This window comes from Nocardia grenadensis NBRC 108939 (genome assembly GCF_001613445.1).
Lineage (GTDB): Bacteria > Actinomycetota > Actinomycetes > Mycobacteriales > Mycobacteriaceae > Nocardia > Nocardia grenadensis.
This window is the reverse complement of sequence record NZ_BDCJ01000018.1, coordinates 217350-240384: the sequence shown is the minus strand read 5'-3', so window position 1 is coordinate 240384 and position 23035 is coordinate 217350. Positions and strand designations below refer to the sequence as shown.

Annotated in this window: 21 protein-coding genes; 15 read left to right on the top strand and 6 right to left on the bottom strand. The window is 68.6% G+C overall.

All coding sequences use genetic code 11. The features are described from left to right. The first annotated feature begins 51 nt into the window (after window positions 1-51). The 3 genes from rpe (at window position 52) to NGR01S_RS19870 (ending at window position 3088) form a co-directional block, all read left to right on the top strand. Window positions 52-723 (top strand): ribulose-phosphate 3-epimerase, encoded by a 672-nt coding sequence (gene rpe / locus NGR01S_RS19880; RefSeq protein ID WP_063038931.1) that lies wholly within the window; start codon window positions 52-54, stop codon window positions 721-723. 122 nt (window positions 724-845) lie between these two features. Further along, on the top strand, window positions 846-1211 hold the full coding sequence (locus NGR01S_RS19875; RefSeq protein WP_157107346.1) for an effector-associated constant component EACC1: 366 nt from the start codon (window positions 846-848) through the stop codon (window positions 1209-1211). After that, window positions 1211-3088, top strand: coding sequence for a caspase, EACC1-associated type (locus NGR01S_RS19870; RefSeq protein WP_063038927.1), 1878 nt, complete (start codon window positions 1211-1213; stop codon window positions 3086-3088). Before NGR01S_RS19875 ends, NGR01S_RS19870 begins: the two co-directional genes overlap by 1 nt. 88 nt (window positions 3089-3176) lie before the next feature. Here the strand turns inward: NGR01S_RS19870 and NGR01S_RS19865 are convergent, their stop codons facing one another. Next, on the bottom strand, window positions 3177-3638 hold the full coding sequence (locus tag NGR01S_RS19865) for a hypothetical protein (protein ID WP_063038925.1): 462 nt from the start codon (window positions 3636-3638) through the stop codon (window positions 3177-3179). 658 nt (window positions 3639-4296) lie between these two features. On the opposite strand from NGR01S_RS19865, the gene NGR01S_RS19860 reads away from it, so the two are divergent. The 4 genes from NGR01S_RS19860 (at window position 4297) to NGR01S_RS19845 (ending at window position 7252) form a co-directional block, all read left to right on the top strand. Next, window positions 4297-4917, top strand: coding sequence for a riboflavin synthase (locus NGR01S_RS19860; protein ID WP_063039020.1), 621 nt, complete (start codon window positions 4297-4299; stop codon window positions 4915-4917). Window positions 4918-4995: 78 nt separating this feature from the next. Beyond that, complete coding sequence (locus NGR01S_RS19855; protein ID WP_030521457.1) at window positions 4996-6240, top strand: bifunctional 3,4-dihydroxy-2-butanone-4-phosphate synthase/GTP cyclohydrolase II; 1245 nt, start codon at window positions 4996-4998, stop codon at window positions 6238-6240. 28 nt (window positions 6241-6268) lie between these two features. Beyond that, window positions 6269-6748: a 6,7-dimethyl-8-ribityllumazine synthase gene (gene ribH / locus NGR01S_RS19850; RefSeq protein ID WP_063038923.1), complete on the top strand. Its 480-nt coding sequence runs from the start codon at window positions 6269-6271 to the stop codon at window positions 6746-6748. A 3-nt stretch (window positions 6749-6751) separates the two neighbouring features. After that, entirely contained in the window at window positions 6752-7252 is a 501-nt protein-coding gene (locus NGR01S_RS19845; RefSeq protein WP_084481438.1) for a PH domain-containing protein, read from the top strand. Window positions 7253-7310: 58 nt separating this feature from the next. Here the strand turns inward: NGR01S_RS19845 and NGR01S_RS19840 are convergent, their stop codons facing one another. Beyond that, the gene (locus NGR01S_RS19840; RefSeq protein ID WP_063038921.1) at window positions 7311-8657 is read right to left on the bottom strand and encodes a DUF1254 domain-containing protein; all 1347 of its coding nucleotides are present in this window, start codon (window positions 8655-8657) and stop codon (window positions 7311-7313) included. 72 nt (window positions 8658-8729) lie between these two features. Then, complete coding sequence (locus NGR01S_RS19835) at window positions 8730-10682, bottom strand: gamma-glutamyltransferase family protein (protein ID WP_063038919.1); 1953 nt, start codon at window positions 10680-10682, stop codon at window positions 8730-8732. Between the two features lie 228 nt (window positions 10683-10910). On the opposite strand from NGR01S_RS19835, the gene uvrC reads away from it, so the two are divergent. The 4 genes from uvrC to whiA all read left to right on the top strand — a co-directional run bounded on the left by uvrC (window position 10911) and on the right by whiA (window position 16100). Then, the gene (uvrC, locus tag NGR01S_RS19830; RefSeq protein WP_063038917.1) at window positions 10911-12965 is read left to right on the top strand and encodes an excinuclease ABC subunit UvrC; all 2055 of its coding nucleotides are present in this window, start codon (window positions 10911-10913) and stop codon (window positions 12963-12965) included. Window positions 12966-13108: 143 nt separating this feature from the next. Then, window positions 13109-14065 (top strand): RNase adapter RapZ, encoded by a 957-nt coding sequence (rapZ, locus tag NGR01S_RS19825; RefSeq protein ID WP_084481436.1) that lies wholly within the window; start codon window positions 13109-13111, stop codon window positions 14063-14065. Next, window positions 14062-15126, top strand: a complete 1065-nt coding sequence (locus tag NGR01S_RS19820) for a gluconeogenesis factor YvcK family protein (RefSeq protein WP_063038915.1) — start codon at window positions 14062-14064, stop codon at window positions 15124-15126. The genes rapZ and NGR01S_RS19820 overlap by 4 nt, the downstream gene beginning before the upstream one ends. Next, window positions 15117-16100 carry a DNA-binding protein WhiA gene (gene whiA / locus NGR01S_RS19815; RefSeq protein WP_039825519.1) on the top strand — a complete coding sequence of 328 codons (984 nt, stop codon included), beginning with the start codon at window positions 15117-15119 and terminating at the stop codon, window positions 16098-16100. The genes NGR01S_RS19820 and whiA overlap by 10 nt, the downstream gene beginning before the upstream one ends. 83 nt (window positions 16101-16183) lie before the next feature. Here the strand turns inward: whiA and NGR01S_RS19810 are convergent, their stop codons facing one another. Continuing rightward, window positions 16184-16783: a GNAT family N-acetyltransferase gene (locus NGR01S_RS19810; protein WP_063039014.1), complete on the bottom strand. Its 600-nt coding sequence runs from the start codon at window positions 16781-16783 to the stop codon at window positions 16184-16186. 165 nt (window positions 16784-16948) lie between these two features. On the opposite strand from NGR01S_RS19810, the gene gap reads away from it, so the two are divergent. The 3 genes from gap to tpiA are packed head-to-tail and all read left to right on the top strand — an operon-like array spanning window position 16949 to window position 19986. Further along, window positions 16949-17968 carry a type I glyceraldehyde-3-phosphate dehydrogenase gene (gene gap / locus NGR01S_RS19805; protein WP_063038914.1) on the top strand — a complete coding sequence of 340 codons (1020 nt, stop codon included), beginning with the start codon at window positions 16949-16951 and terminating at the stop codon, window positions 17966-17968. A gap of 8 nt (window positions 17969-17976) precedes the next feature. After that, window positions 17977-19200, top strand: a complete 1224-nt coding sequence (locus NGR01S_RS19800; RefSeq protein WP_063038912.1) for a phosphoglycerate kinase — start codon at window positions 17977-17979, stop codon at window positions 19198-19200. Beyond that, window positions 19201-19986, top strand: a complete 786-nt coding sequence (tpiA, locus tag NGR01S_RS19795; protein ID WP_063038910.1) for a triose-phosphate isomerase — start codon at window positions 19201-19203, stop codon at window positions 19984-19986. A 392-nt stretch (window positions 19987-20378) separates the two neighbouring features. Here the strand turns inward: tpiA and NGR01S_RS31600 are convergent, their stop codons facing one another. Next, window positions 20379-21407, bottom strand: coding sequence for a hypothetical protein (locus NGR01S_RS31600; protein WP_169811936.1), 1029 nt, complete (start codon window positions 21405-21407; stop codon window positions 20379-20381). A 144-nt stretch (window positions 21408-21551) separates the two neighbouring features. Between NGR01S_RS31600 and NGR01S_RS31595 the strand changes: the two genes are divergently transcribed. Beyond that, entirely contained in the window at window positions 21552-22097 is a 546-nt protein-coding gene (locus NGR01S_RS31595; protein WP_063038906.1) for a type VII secretion system-associated protein, read from the top strand. A 58-nt stretch (window positions 22098-22155) separates the two neighbouring features. Here NGR01S_RS31595 and NGR01S_RS19780 read toward each other — a convergent pair whose 3' ends face one another. Then, a complete protein-coding gene (locus NGR01S_RS19780; RefSeq protein WP_063038904.1) occupies window positions 22156-22950 on the bottom strand; it encodes an META domain-containing protein in 795 nt (264 codons plus the stop codon). Window positions 22951-23035 lie beyond the last annotated feature (85 nt).

The window sequence follows — 23035 nt, the reverse complement described above, 5'->3', positions numbered from 1 at the left end:
ACTCCCGCTGTGACTGCGTCCGACCCCACGTTCACCCGTCCTCCGGTCCCGATGATCGCCCCGTCGATCCTGTCCGCCGATTTCGCCCGGCTGGCCGACGAGGCCGATGCGGTATCGACCGCCGACTGGTTGCACGTGGATGTGATGGACGCGCATTTCGTCCCGAATCTGACCCTGGGGTTGCCGGTGGTGCAGAGCCTGCTGAAGGCCACCGATATTCCGCTGGACTGCCATCTGATGATCGAGGATCCGGGCCGGTGGGCGCCGCCGTACGCGGAGGCGGGCGCCTACAACGTGACCTTCCACGCCGAGGCGACCGAGGATCCGGTGGCCGTGGCCCGTGATATCCGGGCCGCCGGCGCCAAGGCGGGCCTGTCGGTGAAGCCGAACACCCCCATCGAGCCGTACCTGGAGATCCTGCGTGATTTCGACACGCTGCTGGTGATGAGTGTGGAGCCCGGGTTCGGCGGCCAGTCGTTCATTCCGGAGGTGCTGGAGAAAGCCCGGATCGTGCGGCGTCTGGTCGACGCGGGGGAGTTGCGCCTGGTGGTGGAGATCGACGGCGGGATCAACGCCGACACCATCGAGCAGGCCGCGGCGGCCGGTATCGACTGCTTCGTGGCGGGGTCGGCGGTGTACAACACCGAGGATCCCGGCGCGACGGTGGAGAAGTTGCGGCGGCAGGCGGAATCGAGCTGGTCGGCGCATCACCTGGCCCACTGAAGTCCGCGGCCGTATTGTTCGCCGCGGTGCCGGTCCCGTCCGCGGAGCATCTTCCGGCCGCGGCCCACGAATCGGGCCGGAAACCCCGAGCCACACGGTATCGACCCCGTAGGATCGAATTCGTGTCTGTGAGTGGGGGTTCGGTGGATGTATCCATCAGTGTGTCGGCCGCGTCGGACTCCGCCGCCGAGGTCAGATCCTTGTTCCGGTGGCTGCAGCGGGAAGAGGACCTACCGAACCCGGCATTCGCACCGGCAGCGCCCGGCCCGGAAGACATGGGCGGGCTGAGCGACGCTCTGGTGGTGGTGCTGGGGTCGGGTACCGGCGTAGTGCTGGCCAGATCGCTGAGTGTCTGGGTGCGGCACCGCACCGCCGATCTGAAGGTGACCATTCGCGGACAGAAGGGGACCGTCGAGCTGGACGGGAAGCGGGTCAGGGACCCGCTCGCGGTGGTCGAGGCATTACGGGAGGCAGCGGGGGAGTTGTGATGGTTCTGCCGGACCCGGCCCGGAGCTGGGCCTGCCTCATCGGGGTGGGTAGCTACCCCCGGGAAGACGGTCTCGCCGATATTCCCGCCGTACCGCACAACCTCGACGCGCTCCACGAGATTCTCACCGATCCGCTGCTCGCCGGTCTCCCGGATGACCACTGTGTCGTCATCCGCGACCCGGCGAATGCCCAGGAGTTGGCGCTTCGAGTCGAGGATATCGCCGGCCGAGCGACCGATATGTTCTTCGTCTACTTCGCGGGGCACGGGCTCATCGATGCCGATTTCGGCCGCCTCTACCTGGCCACCTCGTACGCGCTGGACAGCAAGCCGCATTTCACCTCGCTCGCCTACGACGATCTGCGGCGAGCCATGCTGTCCTCCGACGCGCGCACCAAAGTCGTGGTGCTCGACTGCTGTTTCAGCGGGCATGCCCACGGCACCATGGCCGGGAATGCCGCGCAGGTCGCCGGGCAGCTCGATATCCGGGGCACCTGTGTGCTGACCGCCACGAAGAGCAACGAGATGGCGAAGGCGCCGCCGGGAGCGGTTTTCACCGCGTACACCGGCCGGCTCGTCGATGTCCTGAGGTGCGGTGTGGCCGACGGTCCGGAGCTGCTCGACATCACCACGCTCCACGAGCAACTGCTGTACCGGTTGCGCAGTGCCGGTCTCCCGGAGCCGAGGATGAGCGGCAGCGATACCGTCGGCCGGCTGCCATTGGTGCGCAACGCATCCTGGCACCCGGCCGGTGCCGGGTACGAGCCGGTCGACCTCGCCGATCCGGCCGGGGTGTACAGCCTTGGCACCCGGCTCGAAACGGAAGGTCGTCCGGAGGCAGCCGCACAGCTGTACCGGCGGGCCATATCGGCCGGGAATACCGACATGATGCTCCTGCTGGGCGCACACCACCAGGAAAAGGGAAACGATACGCGGGCCGAACGCTGGTACCGCGAAGCGGCCGGTGCGGGACTGTCCAACGGGATGACCCTCCTGGGGACATTCCTCTACAACCGGGGTGCCGTCGCCGAGGCCGAATCGTGGTATCGGCACGCGGCCGAGGCAGGGCAACCGCAGGCGGCCGAACTCCTGGGCGATGTGCTGGAGCGGCGCGGCCACACCGGCGAAGCCGAACGTTGGTACCGTGCCGCGATCGCCGCGGGCCGGACGCGTTCCATGCTCAGGATGGGTGGACTACTCGAGCGCCGGGGGGAGCGCGAACAGGCCGTGTCGTGGTATCGGCGAGCGGCGGACGCGGGTGACGCGGCCGGCTGGACATGCTTGGGACTGATGGCAGCGGATCAGGGCGAGACCGTCGAGGCCGACTCATGGCTCCGGATGGCGGCCGCGGCCGGTGAACCCGACGCGATGATCAATCTCGGTATTCAGCACCTGGCGCGAAACGAGCGGTCGGAGGGGATCCGGTGGTTCGGCGAAGCCGCGGCGGTGGGCAGCACCGATGGGATGGTCCGGCTCGGGAACGAGCTCATGGCGACAGGCGATACGGCCGCCGCCGAGCGGTGGTTCCGGCTGGCGGTCCGCGAGGGAAACGGACTTGCCATGGTCGAAGTCGGCAAGATCCGGGAAAAGGCCGGTGACCTCCCGGAGGCCGAGGACTGGTACCGGAAAGGCATCAGGGCCGGTGCCGGTATCGGCGTGCTCGCCTTGGCGAAACTGCTCATCCAGCAAGACGAATGGGACGAAGCCGAGCGGATGTGCCGTGCTTCCGCCGAAGCCGGCCGGGTGGAGGGGATGGGCGCGCTGGCACTGCTCCTCGAACAGCGTGGCGATCCGGCGGAAGCCCGGCACTGGCAGGAGGCGGCCCGAGCAGTGCTGCCCGGGCTGTACCGGCGAAAGACCGATCCACCTCCGGCATGACCGGGTGCGACGTGGAGATTGCGCCGCCGGGAACCCGACAGCGTGGGTCGGCTCCATCGCGGTCCACCCGGCGACGATCGCGCCGGGTTCAGCGGGTACCGGCGGCGCATTCGCGCGCGGCGTCGACCACCGCGTGCTGGGGCGGCCGAGTCCCCAGTACCTCGGGGCCCGCGACCCACAGGCGGTAGCCGCTGGCCTCGTCCTCGGGTGAGGGCAGCACGATCTGGCTGCCGGTACCGGCCACGGTGGTGTAGAGGCGGAATAGTTCGGCGGCCGCGGTAGCGGTGAATTCCTCGTGCCGGGTCGGACCGGTGAGGAAGGTCCAGCGCCGGGCCCGGGGGTGGGCGAAGACCGGCCCGGCGATCCCTTTCGCCCGCAGGCGGGTCAACACCTGTTCGCCGAGCTCGGTCGGCATGGTGATGGCGCCGTAGGTCGCGCCCACATGCAACAGGATGCGCCGGGAGGCCGGATCGACCACCGCGGGCAGCAGATCCTTCTCCCGGTACCGCCGGCAGTGTCGTTCCAGGGCGGATTCGGTGAAAGTGGTCATAGCGGTGCGGCTTCCTCGAGTGGTGGCGTGGCCGGCCGGTGCGCGGGCATCCGCCGGGGCGGATATCGCATGGATCCGCCGGGTGTTGTCCCCGCGCGGATCCGGTGCCCGGACAACACTGCCGCCGGGCCGGGAGCTGCCGGAGCCCCGCGTCGGTGCGGTAGTTCCCGGCCCGCGCCGGTGTGGGCGGATCCAATTGTCGTGATGGCTTGTGGCGCACGGTGTTCCGCGGCGGTGGCCGTCCTCGTACGAATGCTGCGCCGGGCCGCACCGCGGGGTCGTCGAGGTGGGCGAGCCGGTCACCTCACCATATTGCGTCAGCCGCTGTGAGCGTGCAAATCGAGAAACATTTCGGGTTTCGATGCGATATCGGTGGGGGAAAGAGAGTGCGATCGGGTTCGGTCCGGACCGGATCTCTGCCCGTCGGAAGCCGTATAGGGGCGTGCCGGCCGAATGTGACCGCCATCTCTCAATCGGAAAATTTCCGGATACGCTCCTGCGGTGTCGTGACCGCCCGACCGGGGTTCCCGCAGGGTGGTCGGCGTCATGGCCGGGCCGGAGGGCGAGAACTAGTCTGGTCGTGGACGGCGAACTGGGAATACCCGGTACCACTCCCGCCGTTCCGTATGCGGAACACCGACGCGAAACGGGAGAAGACATGTTCACGGGCATCGTCGAGGAACTGGGCGAAATCGTCGCCCGCGAACAATCCGCCGACGCGGCGCGGCTGACGATCCGCGGGAAAGTGGTCACCTCCGATGCCGGACACGGTGATTCGATCGCGGTCAACGGGGTCTGTCTGACCGTCGTCGATGTCGTCGACGACGCGTTCACCGTCGATGTCATGGGGGAGACACTGCGCCGGTCGAGTATCGGCGGTCTGGAGCCGGGTTCGCGGGTCAATCTGGAGCGTGCGGCGGCGGTGAACAGCCGGCTCGGCGGTCATATCGTCCAGGGGCATGTGGACGGCACCGGCACCATCCTGGCCCGGACCCCGGCGGACAACTGGGAAGTGGTCCGGATCTCGCTGCCCGACGCGATCGCCAGGTACGTGGTGGAGAAGGGATCCATCACCGTGAACGGTATTTCGCTCACCGTCTCCGGGCTGGGCCGGGCCGATACACCGGCCGCGGACGGCAACCGGGACTGGTTCGAGGTCTCGCTGATCCCGACCACGCTGAGTCTCACCGATCTGGGCACATCCACCCCCGGGACCGTCGTGAATCTCGAGGTCGATGTGATCGCCAAGTACGTCGAGCGCCTCCAGCAGCGCGGCTGACGACCGGCGGCCGCGCCCGGACCGGCCGAACAGACCCAGTAGTGTGATCGGGACCTATCGAGATGGAGCATTGCAGACGTGACCAGGTTCGACAGCATCGAGCGCGCGGTCGCCGATATCGCGGCCGGTAAACCGGTCGTCGTGGTCGACGACGAGGACCGGGAGAACGAGGGCGACCTCATCTTCGCCGCCGAGAAGGCCACCCCGGAGCTCGTGGCGTTCATGATCCGCTACACCTCGGGTTACATCTGTGCACCGCTCACCGGTGACGATTGCGATCGGCTGGGACTGCCGCCGATGTACGCGGTGAACCAGGACAAGCACGGCACCGCCTACACCGTGTCGGTGGATGCGCGGGAGGGCGTGACCACCGGTATCTCCGGTGCCGACCGAGCCACCACCATCCGGCTGCTGGCCGACGGCGACGCCAAACCGAACGATTTCACCCGTCCCGGTCATGTGGTGCCGCTGCGCGCCAAGGACGGGGGCGTGCTGCGCCGGCCCGGGCATACCGAGGCCGCGGTGGATCTGGCGCGGATGGCCGGGCTGCGGCCGGCCGGGGTGATCTGCGAGATCGTCAGCCAGAAGGAAGACGGGCATATGGCCCGCACCGACGAGCTGCGGGTCTTCGCCGACGAGCACGAATTGGCGCTGATCTCGATCGCCGAGATGATCGCCTGGCGGCGTAAGCACGAGAAACATGTCGTGCGGGTGGCGCAGGCGCGTATCCCGACCGTGCACGGCGAGTTCACCGCCGTCGGATACCAGAGCATCTACGACGATGTCGAACATGTCGCGCTGGTGCGCGGGGATGTCGGTGACGGCGAGGACGTGCTGGTCCGGGTGCATTCGGAATGCCTGACCGGTGACGTGTTCGGTTCGCTGCGCTGCGACTGCGGGCCGCAGTTGGACGCGGCCTTGGAGATGGTGGCCGCCGAGGGCCGCGGCGTGGTGCTCTACATGCGCGGGCACGAAGGCCGCGGTATCGGGCTCATGCACAAGCTGCAGGCCTATCAGCTGCAGGATTCGGGCCACGATACGGTCGACGCCAATATCGAGCTCGGCCTGCCCGCCGATGCCCGCGACTACGGGACCGGCGCGCAGATCCTCGTCGATCTGGGGCTGCGGTCCATGCGGCTGCTCACCAACAACCCGGCCAAACGGGTCGGGCTCGACGGCTACGGGTTGCGCATCACCGAGCGGGTGCCCATGCCGGTCCGGGCGAATGCCGAGAACCTGCGCTACCTGCGCACCAAACGCGACCGGATGGGCCACGACCTGGTGGGTCTGGACGATCTGGACCTCGGGGAGACGGCGCAGTGACGTCCCCCGGATCGAAAGGCGGAAACCGATGAGCGGCACCGGGGTACCGAGCTTCGCGCTCGCCGACGCCAAGGACCTGCGGCTGGCGATCGTGGCCTCGCGCTGGCACACCGAGATCTGCGACACCCTCGTCGCCAATGCCGAACGCGTCGCGGCCGAGGCCGGGGTGCGGCACACCACCGTCGCGCGGTGCGCCGGCGCGATGGAGCTGCCGGTACTGGCCCAGGAGCTGGCCCGCACCCACGACGCCGTGGTCGCGCTCGGTGTGGTGATCCGGGGGGGCACCCCGCATTTCGACTATGTCTGCGATTCGGTGACCGCCGGCCTGACCCGGGTCTCGCTGGACGAGAGCACCCCGGTTGCCAACGGCGTGCTCACCACCGACGACGAAGCACAAGCCCTCGACCGGGCCGGACTGCCGGATTCGGCGGAGAACAAGGGCGAACAGGCGGCGGCCGCCGCCCTGGACGCCGCTCTCACCCTGCGCGGCCTGCGCGCGGCAGGCTGAGTCGTGCCGGTCGGATGGATCCGGCGCCGGGGGGATGCCTCCGGCGGTGACCCGGGGGCCGCTGCCCAATGGGAGCTGGAGGTACGCCCGCGGAAATCGCGACGCACGGCGGTGATCGTCGCGGTGTTCCTGGTGGTGGCCTTCGCACTGTTGGGGATCTTCCTGCGGACCGACTACACCGGGGTCAACTTCCGGGTGGTCGATCAGTTCGCGATGGCGTGTATCGGGATTTTCGGCGCAGCGGCCGTCCTGCTGCTCACTCGCCCGCGGGTCCGGGCCGGCCGCCGCGGGGTCGTGGTCCGGAATGTGCTCGGCGACAACGAGTTCGAATGGAAACATATCCGCGGGGTGTCGTTCCCGGACCGTAAGGCGTGGGCCCGGCTCGAGCTGGTGAACGACGACTACGTCCCGATGCTGGCGGTGCGATCCAACGACGGTGAGCACGCCGCGGCGGCGCTGGACCGGCTCCGCGACCTCGGTATAAAGTACGCCCCACCGGACTGATCGGACCCGGTGTCCGGTTCCCCGGGCCGGGGCGAATCGCCTGCTCGGTCCCGGTCGGCTACTCCACCCGGACTATCGGTGGCAGCTGATAGCTGCCGTCGAATACGGCATCGAGCGGTTCGTAGATACGCAGCATCGGCCGGAACGGGCCGGCCGGGGCCGGGAGCCAGTTGGCCCGCCGCTGCGGATCGGTGGGTTCGTCGTGCTGCACCACCACGGTCAGCGATCCGTTCACCGTGTGCAGGCCGGGGGTCCGGTCACCCAGCGAGTAGCGTCCGATCGGGTTCTCGACGAGGAAGAAGTCCGGGGTGTCGTACATGGTCAGCGACCAGAACGCGCCGCACGGCGGAGTCTCGGCGAAGCGCATCTCGTAGCGGTGGGAGCCGTGCAGCGGCCGGTCGTCGCGGTCGGTGAAGGCCATCGCGTAGGCGGCCTCGTAGCCGTGGTTGCCCCAGAGCCCGCCGCGGGCCGCGCCCGCGCGCAGTAGATAGCGATCCGGGTCGTCGGGGAGTTTCCAGTGCGGATCGTCGAGGGCTCCGACGCCGAAGAAATCCAGGTTGTAGTCGAAGATGTGGTAGGTCAGATTCCAGCCGTTCTGCCGCGGCGCGCCGCCGTGGGTCGCAGCCGTCTCGAGGCGCTCCCTGCCGGCCGCGAGACCCTCCCGCAGCGCCGACGCCCGATCCGGGTCGAGATCGGAATAGGGCGTATCGGTGTCCAGTAACCCCAGCGGCGCGAAGCGCTGCTGGTAGCGGCGGTCACGCTCAGCGGGCGGAAAGGCCCGGATACCGACGCGGAGCTCTTCGAAGAAGCGCAGATCTTCCGGGACCCCCGGTGTGGGGGCGGGCAGATCCGGTGCGGCGGCGGTCGGCGTCAGGTGCAGGGCGTCCTGGAGAGCGCGGACCGCCGGCAGATCCGATTCCCCGTCCACGGCCCACCGGCCCACAATGGTGGCGACCGTGGTCGGGAACTCGATGACCGTGACGCCCTCCGGCGGCATACCGTCCCAGCCGGGCGCCACCAGCAGATAGGCCCCCGGGAGAGTCCCGGTGGCGCGATGACCGATATAGGCGAAGTTGTTCGTCCAGGCGTCGACGAACTGCATGACGTAGTAGCGGCCGGCCGTATCCGGTATGTCCAGGCGCACCGGGCCGGCCGCGGTGGAGATGGTGGCGATCGAATACACGGTGTCGTTGTTGATCGAAACGAAGGTGTCCTGCGGCCCGGCCAGCGCGGTGGCATGGCCGAACACATTGAGCGGTGCCGGCGGCAGGCCACCTACCCCTTCTCCGGTGAACCGTGTGATCTGCCGGAGGTCGTAGACGAGTGGAAAACCGTAGATGAACGCCTCGGCCGCCAGGGTGGTGAGTTCGGCCCGGGACAGCCCGGCGGTATCGGTGCTCGGCATGACACCAGGGGACCACCGGATACCGCCCGGCGGCTCACCCGGCGCGGGTGAGCCGCCACGGTCCGGCGTGATTCACCGCGTATCGCCGAGGACCTCGCCTTCGCGCCGGGGATCGGCCCCGCCGATCCAGCTGTGGTCACCGTCCCGGCCGAGCACACTCAGCCCGCTGGTCTGCGGGGCCACCGAGACCTGATGGCCCCGTTCGCGCAGCCGGGTGACGAGGGGGTCGTGCGCGCCGTCGTCGCTCGCGTCGATCGCCGGATGCTCGCCGCCCACATTCGTGACGGGCGTATTGGCGGCGCCGACGGCCGGCGCGGAGACCGCCTGCTGTGGATCCAGGCCCCAATCCAGCATGCCGACAAGGGTTTTCACCACGAACTGGATGATGACCGAGCCGCCGGGGGAGCCGACCACATGGGTGAGCGCACCGCGCTCGGAGTCCTTGGCCTGCTCGAACACCAGCGTCGGGCTCATGGAACTGCGCGGCCGCTTTCCCGGTTCGATCCGGTTGGCGACCGGCTTGCCGTCGGTGCCCAGCGGGTCGGTCGCGAAATCGGTGAGCTGGTTGTTCAGCAGGAACCCGTCCACCATGTGGAAGGAACCGAAGGCCGATTCCACCGTGGTGGTCATGGCCGCGGCATTGCCGTAGGAATCGACCACCGAGATATGGCTGGTGCCGTGTTCGGGCTGCTGAGGGCCGATACCCACCGGTGCGGCGCCGAAGTTCCCGGCCTGCGCGGTGCCCATGCTCCGGCGTGGGTCGATGAGTTCGGCGCGTTTGTCCAGGTACTCCGGGTTCACCAGTGTTTCCGGTGAATTACCGGGCAGCGGTACGTAATCCGGATCGGCGACGAATTTGTCCCGGTCGGCGTAGGCGAGGCGTTCGGCCTCGGCGATGAGGTGTACCGCCTCGGCCCGCGGGACACCACCGTTACGGTCGACCTGCTGTGGCGGTAGGGCGGGAAGATCGAAGTTCTCCAGGATGCCGAGCGTGGCCGCGACCGTGATACCGCCGGAGGACGGGCCGGGCATTCCGCAGATCTCGTGCGCGCGGTAGCCGGTGCACAGCGGAGTGCGTTTCACCGCGCGGTAGGAGTCGAGGTCCGCGGCTTCCAGGAGACTCGGGGTGCGCCCGCCTTCCCGCGCGGTGGCCGCGGCGACGATGTCCTCGGCGATCGGGCCGGTGTAGAAACCCTCCGCGCCCTCGGCGGCCACCGTGGTGAGGGTTTTCGACAGGGCGGGGTTGGTGAGAACCGTGCCCGCCGCCTTGGGGGAACCATCCGTATCCAGGAAGTACTCGGCCGCCGCCGGGTCCCGGGCCAGTTCGGCCGCGGAGTCGGCGATCTGCCCGGCGAGTCGTGGACTGATCTCGAATCCCTGGTCCGCCAGCGCCACGGCGGGATCGAACAGTTCCCGCCACGGGATGTGGCCGTGCTCGGTATGCGCCAGCTCGAGCATCCGGACCACCCCCGGCACCCCGATGGAGCGCCCGCTGACGCGGGTGTCCGGTTTCGGTTCGGTGCGGTCGGTATCGCTGATCCAGCGCAGATAGTTCTCGGTGGCCGCGGCCGGTGCGGTCTCCCGGCCGTCGTAGGCATCCAGCGTCTCGTGTTCCGCGTCGTAGTAGAGCAGGAACGCCCCACCGCCCAGACCCGACGCCTGCGGTTCGGTGAGCCCCAGCACGGTCTGTGCGGTGATCAGCGCGTCCGCCGCGGTGCCGCCGGCCCGGAGCACCTCGCAGGCCGCGCGCGTCGCGTGGGAGTTGGCGGTGGATACGGCATAGCCGTTGGTGCGGACCGCGGTCATCTCGCTGCGATAGCCCGACGCGATCTCCGGGTTGGTCGCCAGATCACGCGAGGTGGGGGCGGCCGAACCCGCGGCCGGCGCGGCGGTCACCGGAGTGCCGTTCGGTGCCGGGGTGCAGGGGCCCGCGGCCCCGGTATCGTCGGAGCATCCGCTGAGCGAGCCTGCCACGAGCAGCGCCGTCACCGTCAGCGCGTACCGAATCCGTTGTATCGGGCGCATATTCGAACTGTAGCGGGATGCGGCGACAGTGGTGGGCGAACTCGCCCCGCGTGGGGGAAACAGGCGGCGAGCGGCCGGGTGGCGGACCCCGGCGGGGCCGGGGCACGGAGCCGAGTGTCCCGGCGTGCCGCCCACACGCCCTCCGGTCGCAGATGCGGCCGTGCGGCCTCTCCCGGGCTCTGCCGACCGGCGGCCGGATGTGTCCGAGCCCGCTACTACGCTGGATACGTGGCAGATCCCGCGACGTACCGGCCGCAGCCCGGCTCCATTCCACTCGAACCCGGTGTCTACAAGTTCCGGGACTCCTACGGCCGGGTCATCTATGTCGGTAAGGCGAAAAGCCTGCGCAATCGGCTCAACTCGTACTTCGCCGATATCGCTGCCCTGCATCCGCGTACCCGCCAGATGGTCACCACCGCCGCGAGCGTGGAATGGACCGTGGTCTCCACCGAGGTGGAAGCGCTGCAGCTCGAGTACAACTGGATCAAGGAGTTCGATCCGCGGTTCAACGTCCGTTACCGCGACGACAAGTCCTATCCGGTGCTGGCGGTCACGCTGAACGAGGAGTACCCGCGACTGTTCGTCTACCGGGGCGCCCGGAAGAAGGGGGTGCGTTATTTCGGCCCCTATGCCCACGCCTGGGCGATCCGGGAGACTCTCGATCTGCTGTTGCGCGTCTTTCCCGCCCGCACCTGCTCGGCCGGGGTGTTCAAACGGCACAGCCAGATGGGCCGCCCCTGCCTGCTCGGCTATATCGACAAATGCTCGGCCCCGTGTGTGGGCCGGGTCTCGGCCGCCGAGCACCGGCGGATCGTCGACGATTTCTGTGATTTCCTGGCCGGCCGCACCGACCGGATGGTCAAGGACCTGGAACGCCGGATGCAGGCGGCCGCCGAGGACCTCGATTTCGAGAGCGCGGCCCGGCTGCGCGACGATGTCCAGGCCCTGCGCCGGGCACTGGAGAAACAGGCCGTCGTACTGGGCGACGGCACCGACGCCGATGTGATCGCCTTCGCCGGGGACGACCTCGAGGTCGCGGTGCAGATCTTCCATGTCCGCGACGGCCGGGTGCGCGGGCAGCGTGGCTGGGTGGTCGACAAATCCGGTGATGCGGCCGATACCCCGGAGCAGGACGGTGAACTGGCCGCACTGGTGGAGCAGTTCCTCACCCAGTTCTACGCGGAGCAGACCGCCGTGGCCGAGCAGACCGCGGGCGAGCAGGCCGCGGCCGTGGTACCGCGTGAGGTGCTGGTCCCCGAACTCCCGGCCGATGCCGAGGAGGTCCAGCGCTGGCTGTCGAACTTGCGCGGCGCGTCGGTGCGGTTGCGGGTACCGCAGCGCGGCGACAAGAAAGCCCTCGCCGAGACGGTGGCGCGTAATGCGAAGGAGGCGCTGGCCCAGCACAAACTCCGCCGCGCCGGTGACCTGACCTCCCGGTCGGTGGCCTTGCAGGACATCCAGGACGCCCTCGACCTCGACAGCGCGCCGCTGCGTATCGAATGTGTGGACATCAGCCATGTACAGGGCACCGATGTGGTGGCTTCGCTGGTGGTCTTCGAGGACGGGCTGCCCAAGAAGTCCGACTACCGCCACTACGCGATCCGGGAGGCCGCCGGTGAGGGGCGCTCCGACGATGTCGGCAGTATCGCCGAGGTGACCAGGCGCCGATTCGCGCGGCTGCGCCGGGAACGCGACGCCGCCGAGCAGGCCGATCTCGCGGGGTCGGCGCAGGTACCCGAATTCGGTACGCCGCCGGCGGACGACGGAACCGGCCCGGCGGAGGCCGACGCGGAGATCGTGACCCGGCCCGGTATCGATCCGAAGACCGGCCGGCCGCGCAAGTTCGCCTATCCGCCCAACCTCTATGTCGTCGACGGTGGCGCGCCGCAGGTGGCGGCCGCGGCGGAGGTGCTCGAGGAGTTCGGCCTCACCGATATCGCCGTGGTGGGCCTGGCCAAACGGCTCGAAGAAGTGTGGGTTCCCGGCGAACCCGACCCGGTGGTGCTGCCGCGTACCAGCGAGGCCCTCTACCTGCTGCAGCGGGTGCGTGACGAAGCACACCGCTTCGCCATCACCTTCCATCGCAGCAAACGGTCGCGGCGGATGACGGCGTCGGCGCTGGACGCGGTCCGCGGCCTCGGGGAGACCCGGCGGACCGCGCTGGTGACCCATTTCGGTTCGGTCGCGCGACTCAAAGAGGCCACCGTCGAGGAGATCATCGAGGTGCCCGGTATCGGCCGCGCCACCGCGGAGGCGGTACTGGCGGCGCTGCACGAGCAATAGCCTCCGGCGCGGCGGCCGCGGCAACCGCGCGGCGACCGGCGCCGGTCACGTACGTTTGTTCCTGCGCCCCCGCGACAGTTCCGGGGTGCCGACCTACAGCTGGGTGACCGAAACGCAATTCCCGAACAAGATCCGGGTGGTACATGACTCGCGTCGAATCGAACAACAGTACGACAGTGGTGCCGGGTACCGATTCCGGCCCGGGCACCCCGGTCGAAGTCGTGATGGTGACCGGCCTGTCCGGTGCGGGGCGGGGCACGGCCGCGCGGGTACTGGAAGATCTGGGCTGGTATGTCACCGACAATCTGCCGCCGGAACTCATCGGCCGCATGGTGGAACTGGGTGCCTCGGCCGATCCGCCCATTCTGCGGCTGGCGATCGTCATGGACGTGCGCAGCCGATTCTTCACCGGAGATCTGCCCGCCGTCATCGAACAGCTGCGCGCCCGCGGCGTCCCCACCCGCATCCTGTTCCTGGAGGCCTCCGACGATGTGCTGATTCGCCGGTTCGGATTCGCCCGGCGCCGCCATCCGCTGCAGAACGATAGCGCCGAGGGGACCCTATCGGCCGGCATCGCCGCCGAACGGGTCCGGCTCGCGGGCGTGAAGGCCGCCGCCGATGTGGTCATCGACACCACCGAACTGTCCATCCACCAGTTGCACCGGAAACTGGAGGAGGTCTACGGCGGCGGCACGCCCGCTGCGCTGCAGTTGACCGTTCAATCCTTCGGATTCAAGTACGGTGTCCCGCTGGACGCGGACATGGTGCTGGATGTGCGTTTCCTGCCCAACCCGCACTGGGTACCAGAACTTCGGCAGCACAGCGGTCAGGAAACGGTGGTCAGCGACTATGTGCTGTCGCGTCCGGGCGCCGACGACTATCTGCGGACCTGTGATCACCTGATCGAGCTGACCACGCAAGGTTATCGCCAAGAGGGGAAGCGTTACATGACGGTCGCAGTGGGCTGCACCGGCGGTAGACATCGCAGCGTCGCGATCGCCGAGGCCCTCGGCAAGATCACCGGTAGCCGGATCGACGCGGGCGCGGACGGGCCGGTGGACGCGGTACGGGTACTGCACCGGGATCTGGGGCGCGAATGAGTCGCGCGGACAACGGAGCCGCCGACCCGTCCGGTCCCGCGGTCGCCGCGCTCGGCGGTGGCCATGGGCTGTACGCGACACTCACGGCGATCCGGCGCATCACGCGCCGGATCAGTGCGGTGGTGACGGTCGCCGACGACGGCGGTTCCTCCGGCCGGTTGCGTGCCGAACTCGGGGTGCCGCCGCCCGGTGATCTGCGGATGGCGCTGGCCGCGCTGGCCGCCGACGCCGACGGGGTGCTCACCCGGACCGTGCAGCACCGGTTCGGCGGCACCGGCGCCCTGGCCGGGCATTCCGTGGGCAACCTGCTGCTGGCCGGGCTCACCGAGGTGCTCGGGGACCCGGTGGCCGCCCTCGACCAGGTGGGCGAGCTGCTCGGTATCAGCGGGCGGGTCCTGCCCATGTCGGATATCCCGCTGGATATCGAGGCCGATGTCTCCGGTCTGGAAGCCGATCCGCGGGTGAGCCGCTGTATCCGCGGCCAGGTCGCGGTCGCCACGACACCGGGCAAGGTGCGGCGGGTACGGCTGCTGCCCGCCGATCCACCGTCCTGCGCGGCGGCCACCGCCGCCATCGAACGCGCGGACGCGGTGATTCTGGGGCCGGGCTCCTGGTTCACCAGTGTGATACCGCATCTGCTCGTACCCGGGCTCCGGGACGCACTGGTCCACACCCGGGCGCGTAAAGTGCTGATTCTGAACCTCGCCGCGCAGCCCGGTGAGACCGCGGGGTTCTCCGCCGAACGGCATCTCCATGTATTGTCCCAGCACGCACCGGATTTCGCGGTCGACGAGGTTCTGGTCGACTCCGGGTGCGTGCCGGAAGGGCGGGAACGTGAGCATGTGGCCAGGGCTGCCGGCCAATTACGGGCGCGAGTAGTCTTTTCCGATGTCGCCGACGCGGGAACCGACCGGCACGACCCCGGAAAGCTCGCCGCCGCACTGGATCAACTGATCCGCGCGCCTCGGCCACAGTTGCCGGGGCTTCGAGTCGAGGGACGGCACATGGGTCAGGATGTGCGGTCCGGGTTGGGTGGAAAGGAGCACGTCTCGTGGCGATGACAGCCGAAGTGAAAGACGAGCTGAGCCGGCTCGCCGTAACACAGGTGAGTGCGCGCAAAGCCGAACTGTCCGCCCTGCTGCGTTTCGCCGGCGGCCTCCATATCGTCGGCGGGCGGGTGATAGTCGAAGCCGAAGTCGATATGGGTTCCATTGCCCGGCGGCTGCGGCGGGAGATCTTCGAACTCTACGGATACGGGTCGGATGTGCATGTGCTGAGCGCCGGCGGCCTGCGCAAATCCTCCCGCTATGTGGTCCGGGTCGCGAAGGAGGGCGAGGCCCTCGCGCGGCAGACCGGCCTGCTCGATGTCCGCGGCCGGCCCGTCCGCGGACTCCCCGCCCAGGTCGTCGGCGGTAGCGTCGCGGACGCGGAAGCCGCATGGCGCGGTGCCTTCCTGGCCCACGGTTCGCTCACCGAACCCGGTCGCTCCTCGGCCCTCGAAGTGAGCTGCCCCGGCCCCGAAGCCGCGCTGGCACTGGTCGGTGCCGCCCGCCGGCTCGGAATCTCCGCCAAGGCCCGCGAAGTGCGCGGCACCGACCGGGTCGTGGTCCGTGACGGGGAGGCCATCGGTGCCCTGCTCACTCGGATGGGCGCCCAGGACACCCGGCTCACCTGGGAAGAGCGCCGGATGCGCCGTGAGGTCCGCGCCACCGCCAACCGGCTCGCCAACTTCGACGACGCCAATCTGCGTCGCTCCGCCCGCGCCGCGGTGGCCGCGGCCGCCCGGGTGGAGCGGGCCCTCGAACTGCTCGGCGAGGATGTGCCCGACCATCTGGCCGCGGCGGGGAAGCTGCGGGTGGAACACCGGCAGGCCTCCCTCGAGGAACTCGGACAGCTGGCCGACCCGCCGATGACCAAGGACGCGGTGGCGGGGCGGATTCGACGATTGCTGTCGATGGCCGACCGGCGGGCCAAGGAGCTCGGGGTGCCGGATACCGAATCGGCGGTCACCGCGGAGCTGCTCGACGACGCCTGAGGCCGTCCGGCGGCCAGGCCCGGACGGTCCGCACCGGTCCGTCCCGGCCGATCCGCTGCGGCGGGTATGCGCAGCCGGCGGTCTCAGCGCAGCATGCACCAGGTGCGGGGACCGTTGTCCGGGATCTCCACTTCGGCGCTGATCCGGAATCCGAGATGTTCGTAGAAACGGACATTGGCCTCCGTGGACGTTTCCAGGAAAGCGGGGACTCCGTCGCGTTCCGCCGCGGCCAGGCCCGGTTCGATCACCGCGCGGCCCAGCCCGTGCCCACGGCGTACGGGATCCACGCCGACGGTACCCAGGAACCAGACGGGGCCGGCCGGGCGATGCGGTGCCAGGGCTGCCTCCGCGGCGCTGTAGGCGGCGGCGCGATCGCCGGCCAGTTCGGCGAAGCGTGGACCGAGTTCGGTGAATACGGCCTCGGCGTCGGTGGTCGGGGTGGTCCAGACGGCTACCGCGTCACCGTCGTCGGCCACCCACACCCTGCCGTGCGGGAGGCCGATCCGGGTGAGGAACAGTTCCTGGAAGGTGGCCAGGCGGCGTTCGTGGTCATCGGCGGCGAGGGTGTGCCGGGTCCACGGATAGTCGGCGAAGGCCCGGGTGAGGGTGCTGACGGCGCGGGATGTGTCGGCGGCGGTGGCGGGGCGGATGTGCGGGGTCGTGGCAGCGTGTTCGTTCGGCATCTCCACCATCCTCCCGGACGCCGGGCGGGACTGCCGGAGAGATCCGGCCGGGTGCGCGGATACCCGGTGCTCACGAACACCAGGTGCCTGTCGGAGAGGCGACCGCGAGGCATTAGGGTTGACAGGGCATCGGAACGATCCGCTTGACAGCTGAGGAGCGATAACGTGACTGTCCGGGTAGGTATCAACGGCTTCGGTCGTATCGGACGTAACTTCTTCCGGGCGGTGGAGGCGCAGAAGGCGCTCGGCACCACCGATATCGAGATCGTGGCGGTCAACGATCTCACCGACAACGCGACCCTCGCCACGCTGCTGAAGTACGACTCGATCCTGGGCCGGCTGCCCCAGGATGTGTCCCTCGACGGTGAGGACACCATCGTGGTGGGCGATCAGCGCATCAAGGCGCTGGCGATCAAGGAGGGCCCGGCGGCGCTGCCGTGGGGTGACCTGGGCGTAGACGTCGTGGTCGAGTCCACCGGTATTTTCACCGACGCCACCAAGGCCAAGGGGCATCTGGCCGCGGGCGCGAAAAAGGTCATCATCTCCGCCCCGGCCAAGGGCGAGGACATCACCATTGTGATGGGTGTCAACGACGACAAGTACGACGGCAGCCAGAACATCATCTCCAACGCCTCCTGCACCACCAACTGCCTGGGCCCGCTGGCCAAAGTGCTGAACGACGAGTTCGGCATCGTGAAGGGCTTGATGACCACCATCCACGCCTACACGCAGGACCAGAACCTGCAGGACGGCCCGCACAAGGATCTGCGTCGCGCCCGCGCGGCCGCGGTGAACATCGTGCCGACCAGCACCGGTGCGGCCAAGGCAATCGGCCTGGTGCTGCCGGAACTGAACGGCAAGCTCGACGGTTACTCGCTGCGGGTGCCGATTCCCACCGGCTCGATCACCGACCTGACGGCCGATCTCGCCAAGAAGGCGACTGTCGACGAGATCAACGCGGCGTTCAAGGCGGCCGCCGAGGGTCCGCTGAAGGGCATCCTGAAGTACAGCGTCGACCCGATCGTGTCCAGCGATATCGTCACCGACCCGCACTCGTCTATCTACGACGCGCCGCTCACCAAGGTGATCGACGACCAGGTGAAGGTCTACTCTTGGTACGACAACGAGTGGGGCTACTCCAACCGTCTCGCCGACCTCATCGGCCTCGTCGGCAAATCCCTCTGAGGAACGGCGTGACTGTCAAAACTCTGGAAGATCTCCTCGCCGAGGGCGTCGAGGGGCGCGGGGTGCTGGTGCGCTCCGACCTCAATGTTCCGCTGGACAACGGGCAGATCACCGATCCGGGCCGCATCGTGGCGTCGGTTCCGACCATTCGCGCGCTGGTGGAAGCCGGCGCCAAGGTGGTCGTCACCGCGCACCTCGGCCGTCCGAAGGGTGCCCCGGACCCGGCGCTGTCGCTGGCTCCGGTGGCGACCCGGCTCGCCGCCGAACTGGGTCGCAATGTGCAGCTCGCCGGCGATGTGGTGGGCCAGGACGCGCTGGCGCGGTCCGAGGGCCTGACCGACGGTGATGTGCTGCTGCTGGAGAACGTCCGCTTCGACCCGCGGGAGACCAGCAAGGACGACGCCGAGCGTGCGAAGCTGGCCGCCGCGCTGGTGGAACTGGTAGGCGACGACGGCGCGTTCGTCTCCGACGGTTTCGGTGTGGTGCACCGCAAACAGGCCTCGGTGTACGACGTGGCGAAAATGCTGCCGCACTACGCGGGCACGCTCGTCGCGGCGGAAGCCGATGTGCTGGCCAAGCTGACCGAGTCCACCGACCGCCCGTACGCGGTGGTGCTGGGCGGGTCGAAGGTGTCGGACAAGCTGGCGGTGATCGAGGCGCTGGCGCCCAAGGTCGACACGCTGGTCATCGGTGGCGGTATGTGCTTCACCTTCCTCGCCGCCGAGGGTCTTTCGGTCGGTTCCTCGCTCCTGCAGGAGGAGATGATCGAGACCTGCAAGGGCCTGCTGGATCGCTACGCCGACGTCATCCATCTGCCGCGCGATATCGTCGTCGCCGACTCCTTCTCCGCCGACGCGGAGTCGAAGGTGGTGTCGGCGCACGAGATCCCGGACGGTTGGCTGGGTCTGGATATCGGCCCCGAGTCGGTGCAGCGTTTCGCGGTGCTGCTCACCGAGGCGCGCACCGTGTTCTGGAACGGCCCGATGGGTGTGTTCGAGTTCGAGAAGTTCGCGGCCGGAACCCGCGGGGTCGCCGAGGCCATTGCCACGGCCACCGGTAAGGGCGCGTTCACCGTGGTCGGTGGCGGCGATTCCGCCGCGGCCGTGCGGGCGCTGGGTATCCCGGAGGGCGATTTCTCGCATATCTCGACGGGTGGTGGGGCATCGCTGGAGTACCTGGAAGGTAAGACACTGCCCGGTATCAGCGTGCTCGAGGAAGCGGAGGGTGCGTAGATGGCCCGGAAACCGCTGATCGCGGGCAACTGGAAGATGAACCTCAATCACCTCGAGGCCATCGCCCTGGTGCAGAAGATCGCGTTCGCGCTGCCCGACAAGTACTTCGACAAGGTCGATGTGACGGTGATTCCGCCGTTCGTCGATATCCGTAGCGTGCAGACGCTGGTCGAAGGCGACAAACTGCGTATCACCTACGGTGCGCAGGATGTGTCGGTGCACGAATCGGGCGCCTACACCGGCGAGATCGGCGCGGCGATGCTGGCGAAACTCGGCTGCGCGTTCGCGGTGGTCGGGCATTCCGAGCGCCGTCAGTACCACAACGAGGACGACGCCACGGTGCTGGCGAAGGCCAAGCAGGCGCTGAAGCACGGCATCACGCCGATCGTCTGCATCGGTGAGGGCCTGAACGTGCGCGATGCGGGCACCCATGTCGAGTACAACCTCGAACAGTTGCGGGGTTCGCTGAAGGGTCTGTCGGCCGAGGAGATCGCGAAGGTGGTGATCGCCTACGAACCCGTATGGGCGATCGGTACCGGCAAGGTCGCGACCCCCGCCGACGCGCAGGAGGTCTGCGGTGCGATCCGCGGCGAACTGGTGCAGCTGGCCGGCGAGCAGATCGCCGAGACCGTCCGGGTGCTCTACGGCGGTTCGGTGAATGCCAAGAATGTCGGCGAGCTGACCAAGCAGACCGATATCGACGGGGCCCTGGTAGGTGGGGCGTCGCTCAAGGGCGACGAATTCGCCACCCTGTCCGCCATCGCGGCGGGCGGCCCGCTGCCCTGACCGATCGATAACCCGATGAGGCCCGCCGGTTCTCCACCGGCGGGCCTCGTCGTTCACGTACCGTGGGCTACCGCGGGCCTGGGCCGCATCCGATCACGCGGACGGTTGTCGGCGGCGTAACGGCGGTACACGACGCCGCAGCGGAAACGTCAGGAGTGGGTGCGACGACTTCATCGACTACCTGGAAATGCCGCGGCGACCCCGGAGCCGTTGTGGCCGTGTTCGCGGTGGCGGGAACACTGCTCTCGCTCCGGTCGGAAAAGGCGCGGCAGCCCAGCCGCCATACGGTGGCCACCGCTCAGTGAATCCACCACCCTGCCGACGACCGCGGCTTGCCCTTGATCGAGCCGCATCGACGTGGCGATGCGCGACGAATCACTTCTCCGTCCCGATCATTTGTCCGTCGATGGGAGCGCATCCGCGCCGCCGCGTCGTTCCGCAGGCGGGGGAATGGTTGCGGCCAGGGGTGCCCCCTGGCCGGTGCCGACAGGCGGTGCGGCCTCGTCCGGCGCCCGGATGGCGACCACCGCGTCGCTCGGAGAGATGCCCGCCGGCACCTCCACTATGACTCCCGCGGTTCCGTTTTCTTTATCCCACCCGATCCAGTTCTGGGCGACCGTCGCGTAGACGTCGTGGCGTAGGCCTTCACTGTGCAGGACCTCCGTGGCGTGCAGCGCGTGCCCGTACTCAGGGTTTCCGGCGTGGCAGCACAGCATCACCAGCGGTCGGCGTGGTGCTGCCCTGGAAGCCACCTGGAAATGCCGATTCGCCGCGAGGATATGTCCGAAGAAACGCCTCGGTGCGAGGAGGGTCCGCCAGTCCGGGTCGTCGTCGGTGCCGACATTGGAGTCTATCTCGAAACCGCGCCGGCCTGCGTGGGCGTGCACGTAAAGCACCCCGTCGTGCGCGTCCACTGCCCAGGGCGCAAGTTGGGCGGGTCCCCGATCCTTCCATCTGGGTTCCCGGCGCCCGGCCCGGTCGATGCGGATTTCGGGAACGATCTCGGTATCGCTCAGTCGGTTCGGCATTCGCGACCACGTCCGATAGGCCTTCCGATCCGCGTTGTCACCTGTGTGATGAGTCGGGAAGGAAACTCCGATTATTCTTCCCTCATGATCCAGCAGCGGCACGCTGCGGACATGACGGGATTCAAAGGTGAAATGCCGGTAGCTGCCGTCCCAGCCGATGAGCCACGGCCCCCGGGGGCCGGTACCCGCGACGACTTGCGCAAGGTCCGCACCCGCACTGTCGGCATTGGAAACTTGCCCCGCGGAATTGCGGACGGTACCGCTGTACGCGGTCAACACCTCGTGGAGGTTCCGGCCTTCGTTCCGTGCCGTTCGTGCAAGGAGCTCGGTCGCCTCGCGCATCGACACAGCCAACCTGGAACCGGAGATCGGCTCCGACGCCAGCCCTTTCATCCGTCGAGTATGCGGATCCAGGTGACCGGCGCGGAGAGGGAGATCCCGAGTCACGGTGATACGAAACAGCATTCGTTCAGTTGGCTGCAACATCGTCCGCATGGAAAAATACGGTCGAACAGAAGGATTCGAGAACGGATACTCGTGGTTGAGCCACCGTCCGAAGCTGTTCGCAACGACAACTGGTTCGTTCTGATCGATCCCGGCTGGGGCGGCCAGGATAGTGCCGGAGCGCCGCCGGTGGAGGCCGTGGTGGGCGGCTGGGAGTTACGCGCGGACGGTAGTGCCGGCCCGTTTCGGCCCAATCCGCGTTACTGCCCGAGCGGACCCGAGGTACCGACCGACCCCCTCGACGCCGTCCTGCGCCGGGTCGCGGTCGGTGGTCGGCTCGGTGCGGACCTCATCCGGATGCTCCGGGACTCGGTGGTGGAGATCGGCTGTGACAGATCGGGCCGGCCGCTGCTGGGCGCGGCGCCGGACGGGATCCCGTGCGTCGTCGTGGTCACGGCCGAACTTCAGAAGAATGATGTCGATGTGGACCTGTGGTTTCCGGTCCACGGGCAGGCGCTCGCGGACGTTGTCCCGTCCGGAGCCGAAGTACTGATGAACCCGACCGGGGCCGCGCCGATACGTCTCTCGGTCGAAAACCTGGGTATCGCTCCGGAGGAGGCGGGCGGCGACGACGGATGACGGATATCGTCGGAGCCCCGGACGAGCCCCGCCGGACTCCGTCGGCGGCAACGTCACACTATCGGGTACGCAGGATCAACCCGTGGCCGTTGGGGTTGCGCAGTGTGAGGGTATCCGCATCCACTGTGGCCTGTACCGTCCCGTCCAGTGCGGTCAGAACGGCCTGTTCGACTTCCATGATCTCCGAACCGCACATCATCCGGGTGGTGGCCGCCGTGAACGTTATATCGGCTCCGGCCGGTGTTGCGACCATCACCGCCCGGCCGGTCATCCGGTTGCAGCCGGCGAACCCGGTGAGCGAATCGTCGGCGGCGATGGTGAGTGCCGGCCGGATCTGATCGACGATCTGTGAGCTGATCTGTGCGTCGGGGGTGAGCAGGCTGGTCACCACCCATTCGGTGCCGCGGATCGGGCGGTCCGGTTGCAGCACCTTCTTGTCGGTGAGGACGACGGTGGTGCCCTTCCCGGTCAGCGTCAGCCGATCCCGGTCGAGCTGCCAGCTGGGGTCCGCGCGCAGCAGGTCCCCGACCCAGGCGTCGGAGCCGGCCCGGTCGCCCGGGCAGCCGACGAGCGTGCTCGCGAGTTCGGAGACGTGCAGGACGTGGTCGCGGAGATCCACCGCACCGCTGTGGGTGTTGCATCCGGCCGCCGCCGAGATCCGGTCGTCGGCGAAGGTGAGGGTGAGCGGGCCGCCGCCGGGAATGGGTGTGCCGGTGACCTCGGTGGAGATATAGGTGTGGCCCATGGGTGTGGGTTCGGGTGGGGTCGGCGCCGGCTCGTTGTGCGAGCACGCTGTCGCGGCGAGCAGCAGCAGTGACAGGGCGGCACCGATTCGGAGCGCTGGTCCCGGCATGACTGCGATGCTACCCGGCGCGCGGCCGGGTCCCGGGCGCCGAAACTCGCCCGGTGCTCGAATCTTGCTGATTCCAACGGTTCCT